The following is an 18,502-nucleotide window of genomic DNA, read 5'->3' on the forward strand; positions in this document are numbered from 1 at the left end:
AAAATTAGTCAGGAGAATAATTAATTATTATGTTCATTGAAATCATTAAAACTATTATCCTTGGAATCATCGAAGGTTTTACTGAATTTCTACCGATCAGTTCTACTGGTCACTTGTATTTGGCTGATGAATTCATCAAATTAAAGGAATCCACAGCTTTTATCAACATGTTTATGGTAGTTATTCAATTTGGAGCGATTTTGGCAGTTATCCTCATTTACTTCCACAAATTGAATCCATTTTCACCTAAAAAGGACCGTCACGCCAAGAAACAAACGTGGGATATTTGGTTTAAAGTAATTGTAGCCATCATCCCTTCAGCTGTAGTCGGTATACCTTTGAATGATTGGATGGATGCTCATTTAACTAGTTGGCAAGTTATTTCAGCTACCCTTTTGATCTATGGTGTACTTTTCATCGTTGTCGAAAATTGGTTAAAGGATAAAACTCCTCAAGTAGCTGATTTAGATAGCTTATCTTACAAGACAGCTTTTCAAATTGGACTTTTCCAAATTCTATCACTGGTTCCTGGTACATCACGTTCTGGTGCAACCATTCTAGGTGGTATGACCATCGGTACTTCAAGATTCGTCGCAACTGAATTTTCATTCTTTCTAGCAATTCCAACTATGTTTGGTGCTAGTTTGATCAAGATTGGTAAATTCTTTGCCAAAGGAAATACTTTTTCAGGAGATCAAATTGTTATTCTTCTGATTGGTACATTCGTTTCATTTATTGTGGCTTATGCCTCAATCAAATTCTTGCTTGACTATATCAAACGTAATGACTTCAAGGCCTTCGGTTGGTATAGAATCATCTTAGCTATCATTGTGATTGCTTACTTCGGTATTAAAGCAATGGTCAATTAGAGAGTGGAACAAGAGCGGTCAGCTCCCGGAGGATAACGTAATTTCAGGAATTGCTCGTCGCACTTTGCGAGTGATTCCTGAAATTTTGTTATCTCGGAGGGAGTTGCTCTTGTGTAACTCGTTTCAGCTAGAAGTGGAACTGCATAGTCACCTCTCTAGCATTAATACAATAGGTCATAGTTAGTAAAATCTGTGATAATCAATTCGATTATCACGGATTTTTATTTTCTCAACATTATTAAGTTGTAACCGTTATCCATTTTGTTAGAATGGACTTATCAAATATCAAAAAAAGAGGTTGATTATTATTTTTAAAGAAGTCGCAGTTGAAAATTTCACTAAAATTCCCCTAGCCGTCGCTAAAGGTGCTAACCGAATCGAATTAAACGACAATTTAGCTGTCGGTGGTACGACTGTCAGCCACGGTGTATTGCAGGAAGCCACTAAATACCTTCAAGAAAAATCAATTCCAGTAGTCGAAATGATTCGTCCTCGTGGTGGCAATTTTGTTTACAACGATTTAGAGATCAAAATGATGGAATCAGATTTATTCGAGGCTCAAAAATTAGGTGTCGATGCCGTTACTTTCGGTGCTTTGACAAGTGATGGAGCAATCGATGAAGACGCTATGGAACAACTGATTGCTGCATCCAGTGGTATGCAAGTAGTTTTCCACATGGCTTTTGATGCTTTAGCAGAAGAAAACAAAAAAGACGCTATTGATTGGTTAGTTGATCACGACGTCGACCGCATCCTAACTCATGGTGGACCACTGACAACTGATATCAACGACACCTTAGGAAATATCAAAAAATATATTGACTATGCTGACGGAAGAATCACGATTCTACCGGGTGGCGGAGTTAACTTCAAGAACTGCGATGCCATCGCTGAAAAACTCGGTGTCAAAGAAGTTCACGGTACAAAAGTAATCGACGGAATCAACAATTAATTTACAAAATAAAACAGCACCTATTCTCAACGCACACAAGACTAATCAATAATAGTCCATTGTGCTCTAGGAATAGATGCTGTTTTTTTATATTCCAGCCCAAATCTTTTTACGAAGGACAACATTCAAACTCTAACAAAATACTGCATAAACATGCCAGCAATACTAAAGTAGATCAAAACACTGGTTAAATCACTTAGCGTTGAAATAAATGGTCCACTAGCTACCGCTGGATCAAAACCAAAACTGGACATCAACATTGGAATCAAACTTCCGGCTAAGTTGGCAACAGTAATGGCAGCACACATGGCTAAACCAATTACCATCCCTAAAACAAAGTTATGTTTCCAAATACCAACTAATAGTGTTACCGAAATTCCAGTAACTAAACCAGTCACAAAGCCGGTGATCAATTCTTTGCCAATTAATTTCAAAAATTCATGGCGATCAATTTCTTCGACTGCTAGTCGCCTAACTGCCACAGCCAAACTTTGTGTACCTGCATTACCAGCTGTACCAGTAATCGTGGAAATAAAGACAGCTAAAATACTAGCCTCCGCTAACAGACTCTCATAATGGTTGATCAAAGTTGCCGTGATCATACTCAAAAGCAACAATGTTATCAACCAAGGTAACCTTTTTGAAGCTGCTTTAAATGGTCCGTCATTATTAGCTTCATCCATACTAACACCGGCCAAACCTGAGTAATCTTGTTGAGCTTCGTCATCGATAACTTCGATAACATCATCAACCGTAACGATTCCGACTAACTTATTTGAGTGGTCAACAACGGGAACGGCTAAGAATTCATAATCTCTGAAAACTTGGGCAACTTCAGCTTGTTCAGCATCAACGTTCACCGTTATAACGTCACTATTCATCTTTTCGCCCAAGGTATCATTGTCATCTAGCATGATCAAATCACGTAAAGACATAACGCCGACTAAATCTTCATGGTTATCCAAAACGTATAAGTAATAAATCGTTTCAGCTGTTTCGGCAAATTTTTTCAAAGCCTTAATAGCCGTTGCAGCAGTCTCTTGCTCATTAAACTGAACATAGTCGGTTGTCATAATACCACCGGCAGTTTCAGTATCGTAATGCAACAAACCGCGCAAATTGTTGGCATCGTTACGTGGCATCTGTTCTAAGAACTTATCCACATCAACCTTATCCAAATGTTCCAAAACATCGGCCGCATTATCATCATACATGTCATTCAACATCTTTGAAGCGTAGTTCAAATCCATTTCCTTCAATAATTCGGGGATAACTGGATTGTCATCTTCAATCGTATCAAACATGTCACCCATTTCATCGGGCTCTAAAATTGAATAAAGGGTAATGCGTTCCTCTTTATTCAAAGTGAGATAGAACGTACTTTGATCATAGAAATGCATATCGAGATAGGTTTTTCGAAACCTTTTTTTGTCATCACTATCAAGATATTTCTTTAACTGTTCAAACTTTTCTTGCAGTCTTTTTTCATTTTCATCCATTTCTCTCACCCCTCAACGCACCCTTTAAGACTACCATATCTTCTGGTAACGGCGCCTTTAAATTTAACAACTCTTTTGTCACCGGATGAATAATTCTTAAATTAAAACAATGTAACGCCTGTCGCTTGATTCGTGGATCTTTTTTTTTACTATACATTTCATCCCCAATAATTGGATGTCCGACGGCTGATAAATGAACTCTAATTTGATGAGTTCGTCCGGTCAACAATTTCAATTCAACCAAACTACCGCCTGGATAAACTGCCTTGGTTTGATAGATTGTTTGTGAGGCCTTTCCTTTTTGATGGTCGATAGCTCGCAAATAAAAGGCCGCGGGATCAATACCAATTGGCAAGTCGATCAATCCAGTTGGTGGTGTCAGTTGTCCATAAATCATTGCTAAATAAAATTTTTGAAAATCATCGGTGTGTAAAATTTGATCCAATAATGAATGAGCATAAGAAGTTTTCGCAAAGACCATCAATCCTGAAGTATCTCGATCCAAACGAGTAACCAAGTGGATTGAACTATTTTCATGATGCTCAATCAAATAAGCTTTGACTAAATTTGCCATCGTTTTACTTGATTTAGCTTTTGCCGGTAAACTCGCTATCCCTGGTGGTTTATTGACTACCAATAAGTATTCGTCTTCAAAAATCACATCAATTTTTCCAGCCATCGGTTCAATCAAATCTGATGGCGCTTCACTACTCAAGACTACTAACAATTCATCCCCCGTCTTCAATCGAAAGTTGAAATGACGCTGTTTGTGATTGACAAAAATCAGACCACCCTTATTTTTTAAATTGTGCAACTGACTAGAAGAGAATTTATGTTGCACTAAAAATTTGCGGACAGTTTTTTTATCAGTATCTTGGAGAATGAATTTTAAAAAGCGATTAGTCGTTTTCATTTTGTGCTAAGAAGGCGGTCTCTACTCTAGTCCAGAAGTGACGATGACGGTATTGTGCAAACTGGGCACGTTGATAATGCAATTTAATAGTAATTTTTTTAACATTTCGCAATTTGGTGTTGATTCCATCACAACTGATCACATAATCATCAGCAACTTGTGGATAAAGGTCAATTTGTTGGTTATGGGGCACAATAATTGGCGAAGAAATTGTCCGATAAACTCGATTGTTGATCGACGCAATTTCAATCATTTGAAAGACACTGATTTTGGGATGAATCAAGGCTCCACCAATTGATTTAGAATAAGCTGTTGAACCAGTTGGTGTCGAGAAGCAGAGTCCATCCCCACGAAAACTTTCAAAAAATTCTTTATCCAAGTCGACTCTAGTTTTCATTGTCAAAGAAGATAAACGACGCACAACTGTTTCATTGATTGCCACACCATGGAAAAGTGAACCTTCTTTATTCTCAACCGCTACATCCAAAACTGGATAACTCGTCGATGGGATATTGTCTTGACACTCGATAATTCGATTGGCTAATTCATCAATTTCGGTATCCATCCAATCAGAATAAAAACCCAAATGACCCGTATGTAAAGCTAAGAATTTAACTTTATCTAGTCTGGCCGCATAGGCGTGAAAAGTACTCAAAAGCGTACCATCACCACCGACACTGATTACTAATTGCGGATTTCTTCTGTCTAAAACTAAACCAGCATCCAGTAAACGACTGCGTAACTTATTAGCCGCAGCTACTGACTGTTCTTTGTTATTATTATTGATCCATAATTTCATTTTTTATTTTGCTCCGTTGGACTATTCAGATCTCGTTTTCGATCTGTAAAGTATTGTTGTGCGTCTTGAATCTCTTCACGTATTTTCGACATTTCCTCATCAAGCATAAATGAAGCTTCGGCAGCTCTTTTCAAACGCTCATTAATTTCTTCAGGAAAATCGCCCTTATATTTGTAGTTCAAAGAGTGTTCAATCGTTGACCAAAAGTTCATTGCTAAGGTCCGGATTTGAATTTCTGCCAAAATATTGATTTGACCTTTAGAAGTTTGAATTGGATATTCAATTACGACGTGATAAGAACGGTAACCACTCGGTTTACTATTAGCAATATAATCACGTTCCTCAATCACTTGCATGTCTTCACGAATATGCAACAACTTAGCAACTTCATAAATATCTTCAACGAATTGACATTGAATTCTAATTCCGGCAATATCTTGCATATCTTGTTTCAACAAGTCTTCAGAAATAAATCGACGGCGCATTTTTTCTTTAATACTATCGACTGTTTTCACACGCCCTGTCACAAATTCGATTGGTGAATGTTCATTTTTTTCTAGAAACTCTTTACGTAAGTTTCTAAACTTAATTTTCAATTCATCGACCGCCTGTGAATAAGGTATCAAAAATTCATTCCATTTAATTTCTGACATAATAACCTCGCTTTAATATTAATATATCGTAAATATCTAAAAGAATCATCTAAATCCAAATAATAGCTGTCATGAGTTTAATATTTTACCTTTTTGTAAATTGTTGGTAGAATGACAATGCAATAGAGATGGAGGGAAACATAATGTGGGAAGTATTCTTATATATTAATCCCTTATGTTCGTACTGCTTACGTGTAGAACAAGCAATCATTGATTTTACACGTAAACATGACATTGACACACAATATCACTTTGTCACAAATTATAATATGGCAACAATCAACGATTATATTCAAATGAAGGGATTTAAACTTTCGGACATTGAGGAACGAAACAAATCATCCCAAGAAGTAGTGGAAGCTGCAAAACTTTACAAGGCTGCTTCTTGTCAAGGTAACAAGAAAGCTCGTAACTTTTTAATGAACCTACAAGAACAAGTAAACATTTTGAATAATCCCTTTGATGATACCACTATCAGACGCGCAATTAACAACAGCGGTCTTGACTACAAAGCAATTATGACAGACAAAGAGAGTCAATGTGTCGAACAAGGATTAAAACGTGATCAACAATTATCTATGGAAATGAATGTTCAAAAAGCACCAACAGCTGTAATCTTCGACTGTGAAAATGAAGACAAGCCTGGTGTAATGATCAATGACTTTGGCAGTTGCACTAATACGGACGAAATCACTCGCAATATCAATGCAATGTTAGAAAGAGAACTTCCAAAGAGTGTTTCAAATAAGTACGTTACTTCGGGAACTGTTATCAGTTTAGATAAATTTAGACATTAATAGTGTTTAGATTTCTGCAACAAACTCGATTTAACTCAAAATAAAGAAGCTTACTAATGAAAACGAAATTCGTTAGTATGGCTTCTTTTTTTATTCCCCATAATCAAATTCAAAGAGTGTTGTATTGCTTAATTATACAAATCCGCTCTCTTTATTCGTAAAGAAGGTTGTAACAATAATTGAGGTTTTTCTCCACAACGACGTTGCCAAGCTGGTGTTTTATAGATTGGAGCTTCGGCAGTAAAACTTTGGCCCAATAAAAATTCTTCAACCGTCTGTTGATTAACTGTGTAAAAATCCATTTTAATTTTTTGCGACTTAGCATCTAACTTATGTCGTAATTTCTCAATTAAATAGTCATTCATCTTAATTTTTGCAATTTCTGGTTTTTGGGGATGAAAGACAAATAGTTGAAATAAATTATCATGTTGAAAATACTTCTTTTGATAATAAATTTTATTGAATGGACCTAAAAAATAAATATGATGATATAAAACCAGTCGATTCTGACTCGAATCTAGCATCAAAATGAAGTAGCCAAAAATTTGACTATAACTGATAAATTTCAGATGTTCCTTAGTCAATTTTCGATTCAAATAATGTCCGCCGAGAACCCAAATACTGTTCAAACCAATTTGTTGATAGCCCCTAATTCGACTGTTTAAGGTCTTAACATTGATTCGGGCACATTGATACTCAAATGCCGTTTGATTCATTAAGAGGTCCGGTCGTTGTTGAATAGTCGGTAAATAAAACTCTTTAAGTAATTTTTTTGGTTTCAAAAGCTTTAACAAAGAAAATAATATTTGCTTACCTTGAAAATGGATATCACGTTCATTGATATCATTATCATTTTTATTTTTGTGTCGGAAATATTTACGTGAAGCAGTTGTAATTAATTTAACTTTTTGATGACAATCACAACAGAAATAATCTATCTGAGAATTGGCTTCTCTTGCAACGATTAACTTTCCCGATTCATTCAAAGCTGCATACATTTTTACCACCCCAAGTAAAAATTACGCAAAAAAAAATCAACCCGCAGGCTGATTTCTATTTTCCAAAATAATATCTTGTTAGTTCCAAAGCTGTCTTCTTCATGATCTCTTTACCATATTCTGAAAGAACAGCTGCAGTAACTTTTGTCTTAAAACTATATTCACTTAGCAATGCCAAAACATCGCTATAACTCATTTCATGCATTTCATCTGTAAACAAAATCAATTGTAAATAATACTTGTCTTGATATTCCCAAAGATTGGAGATACCACTTTCCAAGTGTAGTAAATCAGCCAATTGGACATAGTCCTCAAAGTCCTTAAATTCAACAATAATTGTTTTCGTAGGTGTATCCGGGTCGTTCAGATATGGTGCGGTGTCACTATCATATTCTTCCGTGCCCATTTTTGCCTCATTATTATGATTATTAACGACTGAACCTTGTAGCCCATTTAATGGCAATGAACCTGAATCCTCAGAATCATCACTCTTACTGATCAACAATTCCAAACCTTCTTTGTTTGGCATTATTTGGAAAGTAACAGGTTCATTATTCGTAAAGACATGATCCTTATCAACTTCATCCAAAATACTGTAGAAGAACGTTTCAATTTGCTTTTTATTACCCAACAAATCTAGGACTGTTACCCCTCGTTCTTGTAAATCTTCTGTACTAAGAATGACTCTGATTGTATTCTCATTAAGTCGATCCATTTCCATCATAGTCACCTCAATTCTGTATCTACATTCTAACAGTCTCAAAAACTATTTCAACTATCATATATCGATAATTTTAGCCATTGAATTAATATACTAAATACAGAAATGTTAGTCAAAAATAATGACTTATTTTTAGAGGCTATCAACTAAAGACCATTTCAATGAGGTCGAATACGTCCCCCGCTGAACCGCCTGTCCACGCATATTCAACAACAAACCTTTATCTTTATCCCATTCTAAGACACTCTCACCCGTTGGAAAATCACCAATGGAAACAACGTTTGGAGTCTCAGAAATTTTTGTATCTTGATTATATTTATTCCGAAAGATCAGTGCATCATTCAAAACCGAACCTTCATCATTAGTGAAAGGAGTTTCCATCTGCAGAGTCAAATATGCGTGATAGGACTTTAATGGATAAGAATTATTCTCAATTTTTACTTGCATAGTATCTTGTCGTGAAATCACGCCTGAAAATGGTGTGACAACTCCGAAATCAACATCTGGCACTTCTAGACTCAAGCTCTCATATGGTTGTTGTTGTCTAACAAAGGTCTGTGCAGCGTGTCCCGGCGTCGCATATTCAGCAGTCAAATCGCTAGTGGTCAACAATAGACTCCCCAGAGGGTTAAAATCAGTCCCACCTCTTGAATAGTCAACATTTTGCCACCGATCACTGATAGAAATATTGCCACCACTGCCAGGGATAGCTAGACCGGCTTTGGCCTCAGGAAAATTCATGTCTTCAGTGATAAAGGAATTACTACCAAGAGCTATTTTCCATATGTTAGGACTTCCAGAACTAAACGAGTCTGTATTAGTTACTTTTCTCATATCCCAATTAGATAGATCATAAGATGTAATTTTAGACGTGCCAGTTAACATATCTGAAATATTGGTTACATTAGAAGTATCAAAGCCCCAAATATCAGCATCAGCCAAATTAGAGTTAGTGCTAAACATTTTCGAAAGATTTTTAGCACTACTAGTTTTCCAACCTGATAGATCACAACTCACTAATTTAGAACAACTGGCAAACATTGAACTAAAATTTTCTACTGCTGAAACGTTCCAATTCTTAACAAAATCAATATCCGTGAAGGTATTTTGAGAAAACATTGACGACATTGATGTAACACTAGAAGTGTCCCAATTAGATAGATTTGCCATCTTAAAATCTAAGAGTTTAGTACCTGAAAACATTCTATCCATATTTTTCACTTTGGAAGTATCAAAGATTTCTAATAAAGTTTTCAATTTTGCACATCCCGAAAACATGCCTGCTGCATTTTCTAAACTAGATGTATCCCAATTGCTTAAATCAAGCTTATCAAATGCGCATCCCAGAAAAATTTGACTGGCGTTTTGGACTTTCCCAGTATTTAAATCGCTCAAACCTGCTACTTCAATTAATTTACTATCATTCTGGAACATATTAGACATATCCGTGACATTGGAAGTATTCCATTTAGACAAATCCAAACTGGTAACATTGGACAAACCAGACAAAGTACCTGACATATCAGTAACGTTAGAAGTGTTCCAATTAACAATGTCAGGTAATTCAGATAAATTCAGATTCCCAAACGTGAAAGACATGTTTTTCACGTTACTAATATTCCAGTTTTCTAATCCTTTAAGGGAATTTATTTTAGTACAATAACGAAATAAATAACTAATATCCGTCGCATTTTCCATATTCCATTTGGATAAATCAATATCACTTAACTCTTTAGAAGAAAAGAAAAGATTGCTAAAATTAGTCACTTTCGAAACATACCAGTCCGCAATATCGGCTGTTGTTGTCAGAGAAGAATTACTAAATATACTATCTAAATTATTAACTTTGCTAGTATTAAAATTTTTTAAACCAACTATATTAGCCGAAACGTTATAAAACATTCCCGACATATCAGTAACATTTTCCGTTTTAAAGTTGGAAACATCTAAATTTCCCGCCAAATTCTTCGCTTTAGAAAACATATTTGAAAGATCAATTGCCGCTGAAGTATCTAAATTTTCAATACCAACTATTTCCTGCAACTTACTAAGATTGCTATCATTAAAAGCAAACATTTTCGAAAAATCAGTAACTTCAGAAGTATCAAGATTAGTCACATCAATCGTTGTCGCCTGCGTCAAATCATAAAACAAACTATTAGAGTTTTGGTTAGCCTTAACTCCTGGTTCAACAACTACACTAGTAATCGACTTAGAAAAACTATTCCAGTTTCCAATTTCTTTCCCCAATTCACCAGCATAAATAGTGAGTTGACCGTCAGCATTAATATCCCAATTACACGTCCCAAATGTGCCATTGGCAATTGAAAGAGTTGAAAATGATTTCTGTTCTACAAGGTTACTTTGAACTAACGAATCTAGGTTCGTGAGAGAATCAGCTTTAACGACTCCGTGCCCCAAAAATAAGAGTCCAAAGCTGAACTGCACTCCAAAGAAAACCCTAAAAAATGGACCGATACGTTTTTTCCTAAATTCTCTCAAGAAGAACATTACACTCAACCCCTATTGTATTTTTACCAAATAATACAACATTTATTTGTCTAAACATACTTAGTTTTAATAAAATATTTTATTTCTTTTTGATTATATTTCTAAAAAATATTTTATTTTAGGAATGTGTTCTATAACTTGGTTAGTGTAAGATGCCGTCTTCCACAATAGCTCTGGATAGCCTCTTTAAATCCAAAAAAACAGCATCCATTCCTGACACGTAAAAAAACTGATTTACAATCAATTACGTTCTAGGAATAGACGCTGTTATTTTTATACTAATAGATACCTCTTTTGTGAAGAATCGGTACGCTACACTCCATTACCAAATAGAACAGTACTCCCTTTGCAAGAGCTGTTTACCAAAATAGCGTGACACTAACTCAAAAATCCAATTCAATAAAAATAAAAACATAGGTTAATTCCAACAGAGCACCTATTTTTAAAAGAATGGAAAATAACTAAACCATAGATCCGTTATTCAGCACCGGAGCAACAAAGCTGATGGGCTCAGATGTGAAATTATTCTTAGCAATTTATTGCTTAGAATAAGGTCGAGCTTTGAGATTTTTCCGGGCTTGAAAAAGCTCAAAGTCGGCCCACATCGTTCCAGCCCAATCAGCTTTGTTGCGGAGGAGCGGCATACTTAATCCAACATCCCAAAAGAGCAAAAAAAAAGACCACCCTCCGAAAAAGAAAGTGATCTGCTTATATTTTATAATCCAGCCATTAATTGAGCCTTTTGAAGTTCCATAGTTCTGACACTTCTAGGCAAGAATCTTCTAATTTCATCTTCGTTAAAGCCAACTTGAAGACGTTTGTCATCCATGATAATTGGACGTTTTAGTAAACCAGGATTTGTTTGAACTAAATCTAACAATTGATCAATTGTTAAATCATCCAAATTAACCTTTAGGTTTTGGAATGCCTTTGAACGTGTTGAAATAATTTCTTCAGTACCATTCTCAGTCATTTGTAAAACTTGTTTAATTTCTTGCTTATTTAAAGGTTCTGAGTAAATGTTTCTTTCTTTGTAAGGAATGTCATGTTGTTCAAGCCAAGCCTTAGCTTTACGACATGATGTGCAACTTGGAGATGTATAAATGGTAACCATATATAATCTCTCCTTTCCTGTGTAGTATCAAACTCTTTAAATACATAACTATTGTAACTTAATGTAAGCGTAAAATCTACACTTTTCACGAAAAAGTTACGAATATTTGTTCGAAACTGATTGTGTTGTGAAAACACGTACCCGAGAAATGGCTATTTATGTAAAATATTCACAAATAAAATAATTTACTACTTATTCACTTCATTAGTTATAATTTATATCACTTTCAATGAAAGTAAAATCCTTAGTTCAAGCCATTACACTTCAATTTCTAGTCCTTGGAAGGCATGAACTACTGGAATATCACCAGCATATTTTTGTGACTGTTTTAACATAACTTCGACATCAACCGTTTGTGGTAAGTGACTGATCATTAGGCGTTTAACTTGTGCATCTTTAGCTAAAGTTCCAGCTTCTTTAGTATTCAAGTGCCACTTTCTACCAGTAACATCTTCTGGAAAATTAGTATCTGCAATTAATAAATCAGCATCACGGCTAAAATCAACCAAGCCATCAAAGTACGTAGTGTCCGCGGTGTAGACGATAACTTTGCCATCACTATTAGTAATTCGCATTGCGTACGCTGGGACGGGATGAACAGTTCTCATAAATTCGAATTTCAAACCTTCGATTTGAGATGGTTCATAATCATTATAGGCAATCCCTTTTGTAGCATTTGATTCTGTCAATTGTGCAAAGTTGACAAAATCTTGCGTATGACCATAAATAGGAAGTGGGTTTTCTTTCTTGGCTGCGAGCCAATTATACTGAAGAACTCCGACATCTGCTGTATGATCATGGTGATAGTGTGAAAGAACAACGGCATCTAAATCTGTTGGTTTCATGTAACTTGCTAGTGAGTTCAAGACACCACTACCACAATCAATCAACAAACTCTTATCGTCATTTCGCAGTAAGTACCCGGACGTACCGATACCATTGTACGGATACCCACCGTAAAAACCTAAAACTGTAACTAACATAGAAAACCTCCAAAAAAATTTAATTGAAAGGATTTCAATAATTATGAACATAACATTAAAGCTAGGTACATATCTATTTTTAAAGAGTCAGCAAACTTCTGCTGATACTTTATTAAAACCCTTATTTAGTACTAATGCAGACCATCTTTTAATAAAAAAAATATCCGCTTTTGCGCAATACCGTAATATCAACGGTTTCTACGATCCACTCAATAAGTTATATTCCTTGACTTACATGAAATTCAATCCTGATCAGGCAAAACTTTTTGAGAATAAATTGTTCAGTCCCCATCAATACTCCTTTAATTCTACCGCAACAGCTATCTATCAAAAAAGTGATAGTCCTAGAGAATATTTAATTACTAAAACTTTTGGAACTGACAAACAGATCAAAGAATGGAACAAACAACTGCAATTAGAAGTTCAGACCCAAATTCAGGGAACTGACGAAGAAGACTTCGGCTTCTTTACTAAAAGTTATTCGGTACTCACTGACTAAACTTTTTTTTGATGCCGTGCCAAGAGATTTGATAACTAACTACTCCAAACAAACAATACATTGCCACATAGCCACCATAGATCAGCAACAATTTTTTCGGCAACTTCAGAGAAAATGACAGACTGGCACTGATTGTCTGTACTAAAGCGAAAATTAACGGAATTAAGAAAGTTAAAGTATTTTCCTTGCGGACGATTCCTTTGATTTCAGTTTCCTCAACCCCAATTTTTTGCAGTGTCCGCAGTTGTCTTGATTGATAATCATCCCGTAACAAAATCCGTAACGTCAAAACGCTCCCTAAGGCAATTAAAAGCGCCACACTGAAGAGTGACACTATGAATAAGAAGAATCCTCCAACCTGATTGAATTGCTTCTTAAAGCCGCCTTGACGCATGAAACCAATTTGAGTATAAACATTGTGATCATAAGTTTCGGGTTCTTTTTTGATAATCTCAATCGAAGAATTTTTTAAATTTGAATTGTAGTTAACTTTTAAAAAGTAATCACCCCGACGTTTTTCCAGGTGCTTTATTTGTTTGGCATTGAGTCGATCTCCCTTTTTAAATTTCCAGCCATAAAGTGTGTCGTTAATTTCTGCCGGTAAACTTTGATAATACTTATCAGGTACGATCATAATCGAGCCATAATGCATTGTTGATCCATAAGGAAAGGAATTTCCAATTTTGGCTTTAGCAATTAGTGGAGCGTTTTTAACTTCGATATTATATGCTTTTTGGGGTTCATCATTTATAGAACCTGAATTGTACCGTATCATCAAATATTCATTACTCTTGACTTTAGGATTCCACTTTTGAATTCGTTTTGGCAAGGCCAAGTAATCTGAATGCGACATGAAAGTCATTGGTTGATGAACCACGGTTTTATCACTTTCCTTATAATAAGAGGCCAAACTAATTTTTACATCCGTTTGATACTCACCAACAATATTGGCTTTACTTTTCTTCAACTCTTGACGAACCGTTTTGACAGTATTTTGATCAGCCGACAATTCAAATGGATAAATTGTGTTGTAATTGTGATAAACCTGTTGATAACCATAATAACAAAAAGTTAGTAGTACTAAAGCCATTGCAGACAATTCCGTCACAAACCACAATGTCGAAATATTTTGAAAAAGTCGTTCTTTTAAATATTTAAACGAAAAAATATTGATTCCTGAATATGCTACTGAACGAATCTTTTGTAAAAAATTCAAAATCGTTGGTAAAAAACCAAAATAAACTAAATAAGTTCCAAAAACATCGGCGATTAAAATGAAGAGAATTTCTGCCATTGGCTTAGGTGAATAGCCAATCGAATCAATATCATAAATTAACTGAACTGATCCTACCTGGGCTAAAATCAGTAAGACAATTCCAAACAAGCCAGCTGGAATTCTCAGCCACCAACGAGCCTTTTTAGCTCTTCTCTTCCCACCTTTTTGGAGAATCCGCATCGTTTTAAAAGCATTGATACCACTGAAAAAGATTGTTGAATAAAGAAAAACAGTCAGCAAGTGTCTGGCATCAGCCAAACTAATATACATTAGGAAGTTAAACCTCAAATGCATTAGATAAAACAAAACCATGCCTAAGAATTTTTGAAAGACGACCGTTCCTAATAAACCAATTATCCAAGCAAAAAATTGAATGACACTAGTTTGGAAGAAACTTAGCATGACCACTACCCAGCGCTGCATCCCTAATTTTTCAAAGGTGATAAATTCATGATGTTGCTGCTTCACAAAGAATCCACCCACATAAACCATGTAGATAACCGCGCAAAAAGCAAAGACCCAGCTCATCATTATCGAAATATCACCCAAATAACTTCTCCAAGTGGGAATCGCCCGCTTAATTGAAGGATTAGTACTCATAGAAACCAAAGTCCCATAAATACCAATGGCAAAAGCACACGCCAGGATGTAGATTAAGTAGCTATCACGCATATTGTAAAGTGAGCGTTTAATAATCTTGCGATACATTAAAGTAGTTACCTCCACCAATTGTTCGTTGCATATTAATAATTTGTTCGAAAAACTTGTCTCGATTACCTGGATTAACAACTTCAGAGAAAATCAAACCGTCCTTAATAAAGACCACTCGTTGACAGTAACTAGCTGTAAAAGCATCGTGAGTTGCCATGACAATTGTGGTCTTTTCTCTTTGATTGACCAGCTGCATGTAATTTAACAAGATTGTCGCTGATTTAGAATCGAGACTTCCGGTCGGTTCATCCGCAAATAAAATTTCTGGACTGTTGATCAAAGCTCGCGCTGCTGCAACGATCTGTCTTTGTCCGAGTGACAGTTCATCAACATTTCGCTGGGATAATTTTTCGATATTCAAGAGATTCATCATATAATTGAAACGTTCTTCAATCAATTTCTTGTGTGAACGGCTCAAAGCGAGTGGTAAAATCACATTTTCTTTAACGTTCAAGGAATCGAGCAACTCAAAACTTTGGTAAATGAAACCCATTTTATTACGACGGAATTTCGTCTGCTCGCGGTCGTGTAGTTGCGTGATATCAATGTCGTCGATAATAATTTGTCCGTGGTCTGGGCGTTCGTTGGTTGACAACATATTCAACAGCGTCGTTTTACCAGCTCCAGATGGTCCCATAATACCGAGAAATTCGCCATGTTCGACTTCCAAACTGATGTCCTTGATGGCGTGAACAGCATTTTTCTTTTTTCCATAATCTTTTGAGATATTCTTTACAACTATTTGCAATCTAACTTCTCCAAATTTTAAAAATATTGTTATCATATTATATACATAGTGTCTTTATTCTAGCACGGAGGGAATTTTAATATGTCCAAAATTATGATTATTGAAGATGATCCTTCTATCTCCAAGTTAATCAGTGAAAATCTTGCCAAGTGGCAAATCGATTCATACGTTACCAAAGATTTTAATAACATCATCGACCAATTCAATGACTACGCTCCTGACTTAGTCTTATTGGATATTAATTTACCAGTTTACGATGGTTATTATTGGAATCAAGAGATCAGAAAAATTTCTAAAACTCCTATTATCATTATCTCATCTCGTAACTCTAATATGGACCAAATTATGGCCATGAATATGGGTGCCGACGATTTTGTGGAAAAACCATTCTCTATCGATATCCTTGTTGCCAAAATCAACGCCCTGTTACGTCGGACTTACGACTTCACCAAAAGTACCAGCGATGTGATTGAACACAACGGTTTAAAACTGAATTTGTCGAGTGGTTCAGTTGAGATTGGCGATAATAAAATTGACCTCTCAAAAAATGAGTACAAGCTTTTACAACGGCTATTAAAGGATCAGGGCAAAATTGTCACGCGTGAACAGTTACTAAACTTCATGTGGGACGACGAGCGTTTCGTTGATGACAACACTTTGACAGTCAATATCAATCGTTTACGAGGAAAAATCGAAAAATACGGCCTACAAAACTACATCGTTACTAAAGTTGGTCAAGGATATATCATCCCATAGGAGTTAATCATGACATTTTTTAAATACTTGAAAGACCACGTCTACTCCATTTTAATCGTCTTATTTGGGATGACCTTTGTTGAACTAGTCTTGTTTCTTGATCCCAACGTCAACTTTCATCCCGGTACTTTAATGTACACTTGGGTCTTAGCAGTAATCTTTTTAGTCGCTAACTTGTTTCTTTCCTATCACCACAAGAAGGATTGGTATAAGCAACTTGAAGACTATCAAAACGATCTCTCGAAAGAATTAGTCGGTGCCAATAATCACGAACAAAGATTCATCCAATCTAAGATCAATAACATTTCTTTGGAATATCGTAACGAATTGACTGACTTGTATCAAAACCAAAAAGATCAACGTGAATACACTGAATCCTGGGTTCACGACATCAAAGTTCCCTTAGCAGCTTTGAAACTCTCTCAAGATGATGAGCTCGACAAAGAATTAGTCGCTGAAGAAATTGATCAAATCGATTACTTAGTCGACCAAGCTTTGTATTTTGCAAGATTAAATAATTTTTCTAATGACTATTTAATTCAAGAACAAGACTTAAACAATATCGTCAAATCTTCGATTAGAACCAATAAGCGGATGTTCATCAACAAACGAATTAGCATCAATTTAGACATTACCGACACAAAAATACTAACCGATGAAAAGTGGCTCAGCTTCATCATCAATCAAATCGTTTCAAACAGTTTGAAATACACCGATCGAGGCGGAAAAATCAGTATTTTTACAACCGAAAAAAACGGCAATGTCGAGCTGCACATTAAAGACAGCGGAATTGGAATTTCCCAACAAGATATCAGCCGAATTTATAACAAAGGCTTCACCGGAACCAACGGCCGCCAATCCGGTAGTAAATCAACTGGGATGGGCTTGTATTTAGTTAAGAAGATGATCGATAAGTTAGGACATCAGATTGAAGTGAAATCTAAGATAGGACAAGGGACAGAGTTTGTGATTACATTTTTGGACTTGCCTTATTATAATTAGAGAGCGTGGAAGCCAACGGTTAGGAGTCAGCAGATAGCCTAGCTTTCCGAATTGCCCGCCGCACTTTGCGGGCGATTTGGGAAGCGTAGCTATATGTTGACTCCTGTTGGCTGGAACGCGTTTTGACTATATCGCCTAGAACCATGGTTATCCCCAAAAAGAGCCCACTCCATACCCCAACAAACACCTCCACCAATACTTGTTTAAACAAAAATCAATATTTTATTAGAAATAATCCATATAGACATCATGTAATCGCTTTTTTAACTATTGTTATTCAAATTATAGAATATCTTTTATATAATATTGAATTGTGAATGGCATAACTATTGCAAAAAAACATTCACGAGGATACACTATCAGTGATGGATAACAGGTGGTGACGAGAAAATGGCAATTATTTCTTTCCATTTGGATGACTGTGATGAAAAGATCATCCGAAACTACGCTAAATCTAAGAACATGAGCATTTCGTCGTTTCTTCGTTCAGTTGTTGTTGAAAAAATTGAAGACGATATCGACGATGAGCTCTATCAACAAGCCTTGATTGAATCAAAAAATGATCCACGTGATATCACTTTAGATGATATTAAAAAAGTTATGGATCAATATTCTGAATAAATTTTATATATAGAAAAAGGTAGTAAATCTTTTTATGGATTTACTACCTTTTTTGTTTTTTTCGTTTATAACCATTATTC

18 protein-coding genes are annotated in these 18,502 nt (G+C 35.6%); 7 read left to right on the forward strand and 11 right to left on the reverse strand.

Annotation, left to right across the window (positions count from 1 at the left end; all coding sequences use genetic code 11):
* The first annotated feature begins 29 nt into the window (after positions 1-29).
* Both EGT49_RS01195 and EGT49_RS01200 read left to right on the forward strand, forming a co-directional pair.
* Complete coding sequence (locus tag EGT49_RS01195) at positions 30-869, forward strand: undecaprenyl-diphosphate phosphatase (RefSeq protein WP_135371135.1); 840 nt, start codon at positions 30-32, stop codon at positions 867-869.
* Positions 870-1,176: 307 nt separating this feature from the next.
* Complete coding sequence (locus EGT49_RS01200) at positions 1,177-1,821, forward strand: copper homeostasis protein CutC (protein WP_135371195.1); 645 nt, start codon at positions 1,177-1,179, stop codon at positions 1,819-1,821.
* Between the two features lie 125 nt (positions 1,822-1,946).
* On the opposite strand, the gene mgtE is transcribed toward EGT49_RS01200, so the two are convergent.
* The 4 genes from mgtE to yjbM are packed head-to-tail and all read right to left on the reverse strand — an operon-like array spanning position 1,947 to position 5,685.
* Positions 1,947-3,320: a magnesium transporter gene (mgtE, locus tag EGT49_RS01205; protein ID WP_135371136.1), complete on the reverse strand. Its 1,374-nt coding sequence runs from the start codon at positions 3,318-3,320 to the stop codon at positions 1,947-1,949.
* The gene (locus EGT49_RS01210) at positions 3,313-4,233 is read right to left on the reverse strand and encodes an RluA family pseudouridine synthase (protein WP_135371137.1); all 921 of its coding nucleotides are present in this window, start codon (positions 4,231-4,233) and stop codon (positions 3,313-3,315) included. Before EGT49_RS01210 ends, mgtE begins: the two co-directional genes overlap by 8 nt.
* Positions 4,220-5,032, reverse strand: a complete 813-nt coding sequence (locus EGT49_RS01215; protein ID WP_135371138.1) for an NAD kinase — start codon at positions 5,030-5,032, stop codon at positions 4,220-4,222. The genes EGT49_RS01210 and EGT49_RS01215 overlap by 14 nt, the downstream gene beginning before the upstream one ends.
* Positions 5,029-5,685, reverse strand: coding sequence for a GTP diphosphokinase (gene yjbM, locus EGT49_RS01220; protein WP_135371139.1), 657 nt, complete (start codon positions 5,683-5,685; stop codon positions 5,029-5,031). Before yjbM ends, EGT49_RS01215 begins: the two co-directional genes overlap by 4 nt.
* Before the next feature lie 143 nt (positions 5,686-5,828).
* Here yjbM and EGT49_RS01225 point away from each other — a divergent pair, with 143 nt between their 5' ends.
* Complete coding sequence (locus EGT49_RS01225) at positions 5,829-6,482, forward strand: DsbA family protein (protein WP_135371140.1); 654 nt, start codon at positions 5,829-5,831, stop codon at positions 6,480-6,482.
* A 128-nt stretch (positions 6,483-6,610) separates the two neighbouring features.
* Here the strand turns inward: EGT49_RS01225 and EGT49_RS01230 are convergent, their stop codons facing one another.
* The 5 genes from EGT49_RS01230 to EGT49_RS01250 all read right to left on the reverse strand — a co-directional run bounded on the left by EGT49_RS01230 (position 6,611) and on the right by EGT49_RS01250 (position 12,809).
* Entirely contained in the window at positions 6,611-7,480 is an 870-nt protein-coding gene (locus EGT49_RS01230; protein ID WP_135371141.1) for a competence protein CoiA, read from the reverse strand.
* Positions 7,481-7,535: 55 nt separating this feature from the next.
* Positions 7,536-8,201, reverse strand: coding sequence for an adaptor protein MecA (locus tag EGT49_RS01235; RefSeq protein WP_135371196.1), 666 nt, complete (start codon positions 8,199-8,201; stop codon positions 7,536-7,538).
* A gap of 132 nt (positions 8,202-8,333) precedes the next feature.
* Positions 8,334-10,712, reverse strand: a complete 2,379-nt coding sequence (locus EGT49_RS01240; RefSeq protein ID WP_135371142.1) for a BspA family leucine-rich repeat surface protein — start codon at positions 10,710-10,712, stop codon at positions 8,334-8,336.
* Between the two features lie 715 nt (positions 10,713-11,427).
* Complete coding sequence (gene spxA, locus EGT49_RS01245; RefSeq protein WP_010020587.1) at positions 11,428-11,826, reverse strand: transcriptional regulator SpxA; 399 nt, start codon at positions 11,824-11,826, stop codon at positions 11,428-11,430.
* A 257-nt stretch (positions 11,827-12,083) separates the two neighbouring features.
* Positions 12,084-12,809: an MBL fold metallo-hydrolase gene (locus EGT49_RS01250; protein WP_135371143.1), complete on the reverse strand. Its 726-nt coding sequence runs from the start codon at positions 12,807-12,809 to the stop codon at positions 12,084-12,086.
* Between the two features lie 43 nt (positions 12,810-12,852).
* Between EGT49_RS01250 and EGT49_RS01255 the strand changes: the two genes are divergently transcribed.
* On the forward strand, positions 12,853-13,308 hold the full coding sequence (locus EGT49_RS01255; protein ID WP_135371144.1) for a hypothetical protein: 456 nt from the start codon (positions 12,853-12,855) through the stop codon (positions 13,306-13,308).
* Here EGT49_RS01255 and EGT49_RS01260 read toward each other — a convergent pair.
* Together EGT49_RS01260 and EGT49_RS01265 are read right to left on the reverse strand one after the other, a co-directional pair.
* Positions 13,298-15,292, reverse strand: coding sequence for a hypothetical protein (locus tag EGT49_RS01260; RefSeq protein ID WP_135371145.1), 1,995 nt, complete (start codon positions 15,290-15,292; stop codon positions 13,298-13,300). The genes EGT49_RS01255 and EGT49_RS01260 overlap by 11 nt on opposite strands.
* Positions 15,273-16,043 (reverse strand): ABC transporter ATP-binding protein, encoded by a 771-nt coding sequence (locus EGT49_RS01265; protein WP_425456240.1) that lies wholly within the window; start codon positions 16,041-16,043, stop codon positions 15,273-15,275. Before EGT49_RS01265 ends, EGT49_RS01260 begins: the two co-directional genes overlap by 20 nt.
* 81 nt (positions 16,044-16,124) lie before the next feature.
* Here EGT49_RS01265 and EGT49_RS01270 point away from each other — a divergent pair, with 81 nt between their 5' ends.
* The 3 genes from EGT49_RS01270 to relB all read left to right on the forward strand — a co-directional run bounded on the left by EGT49_RS01270 (position 16,125) and on the right by relB (position 18,422).
* On the forward strand, positions 16,125-16,799 hold the full coding sequence (locus EGT49_RS01270; protein ID WP_135371147.1) for a response regulator transcription factor: 675 nt from the start codon (positions 16,125-16,127) through the stop codon (positions 16,797-16,799).
* Between the two features lie 9 nt (positions 16,800-16,808).
* A complete protein-coding gene (locus tag EGT49_RS01275) occupies positions 16,809-17,801 on the forward strand; it encodes a sensor histidine kinase (protein WP_135371148.1) in 993 nt (330 codons plus the stop codon).
* A gap of 390 nt (positions 17,802-18,191) precedes the next feature.
* Positions 18,192-18,422 carry a type II toxin-antitoxin system RelB family antitoxin gene (relB, locus tag EGT49_RS01280; RefSeq protein WP_135371149.1) on the forward strand — a complete coding sequence of 77 codons (231 nt, stop codon included), beginning with the start codon at positions 18,192-18,194 and terminating at the stop codon, positions 18,420-18,422.
* Positions 18,423-18,502 lie beyond the last annotated feature (80 nt).

Source organism: Companilactobacillus suantsaicola, from assembly GCF_004745525.1.
GTDB lineage: Bacteria > Bacillota > Bacilli > Lactobacillales > Lactobacillaceae > Companilactobacillus > Companilactobacillus suantsaicola.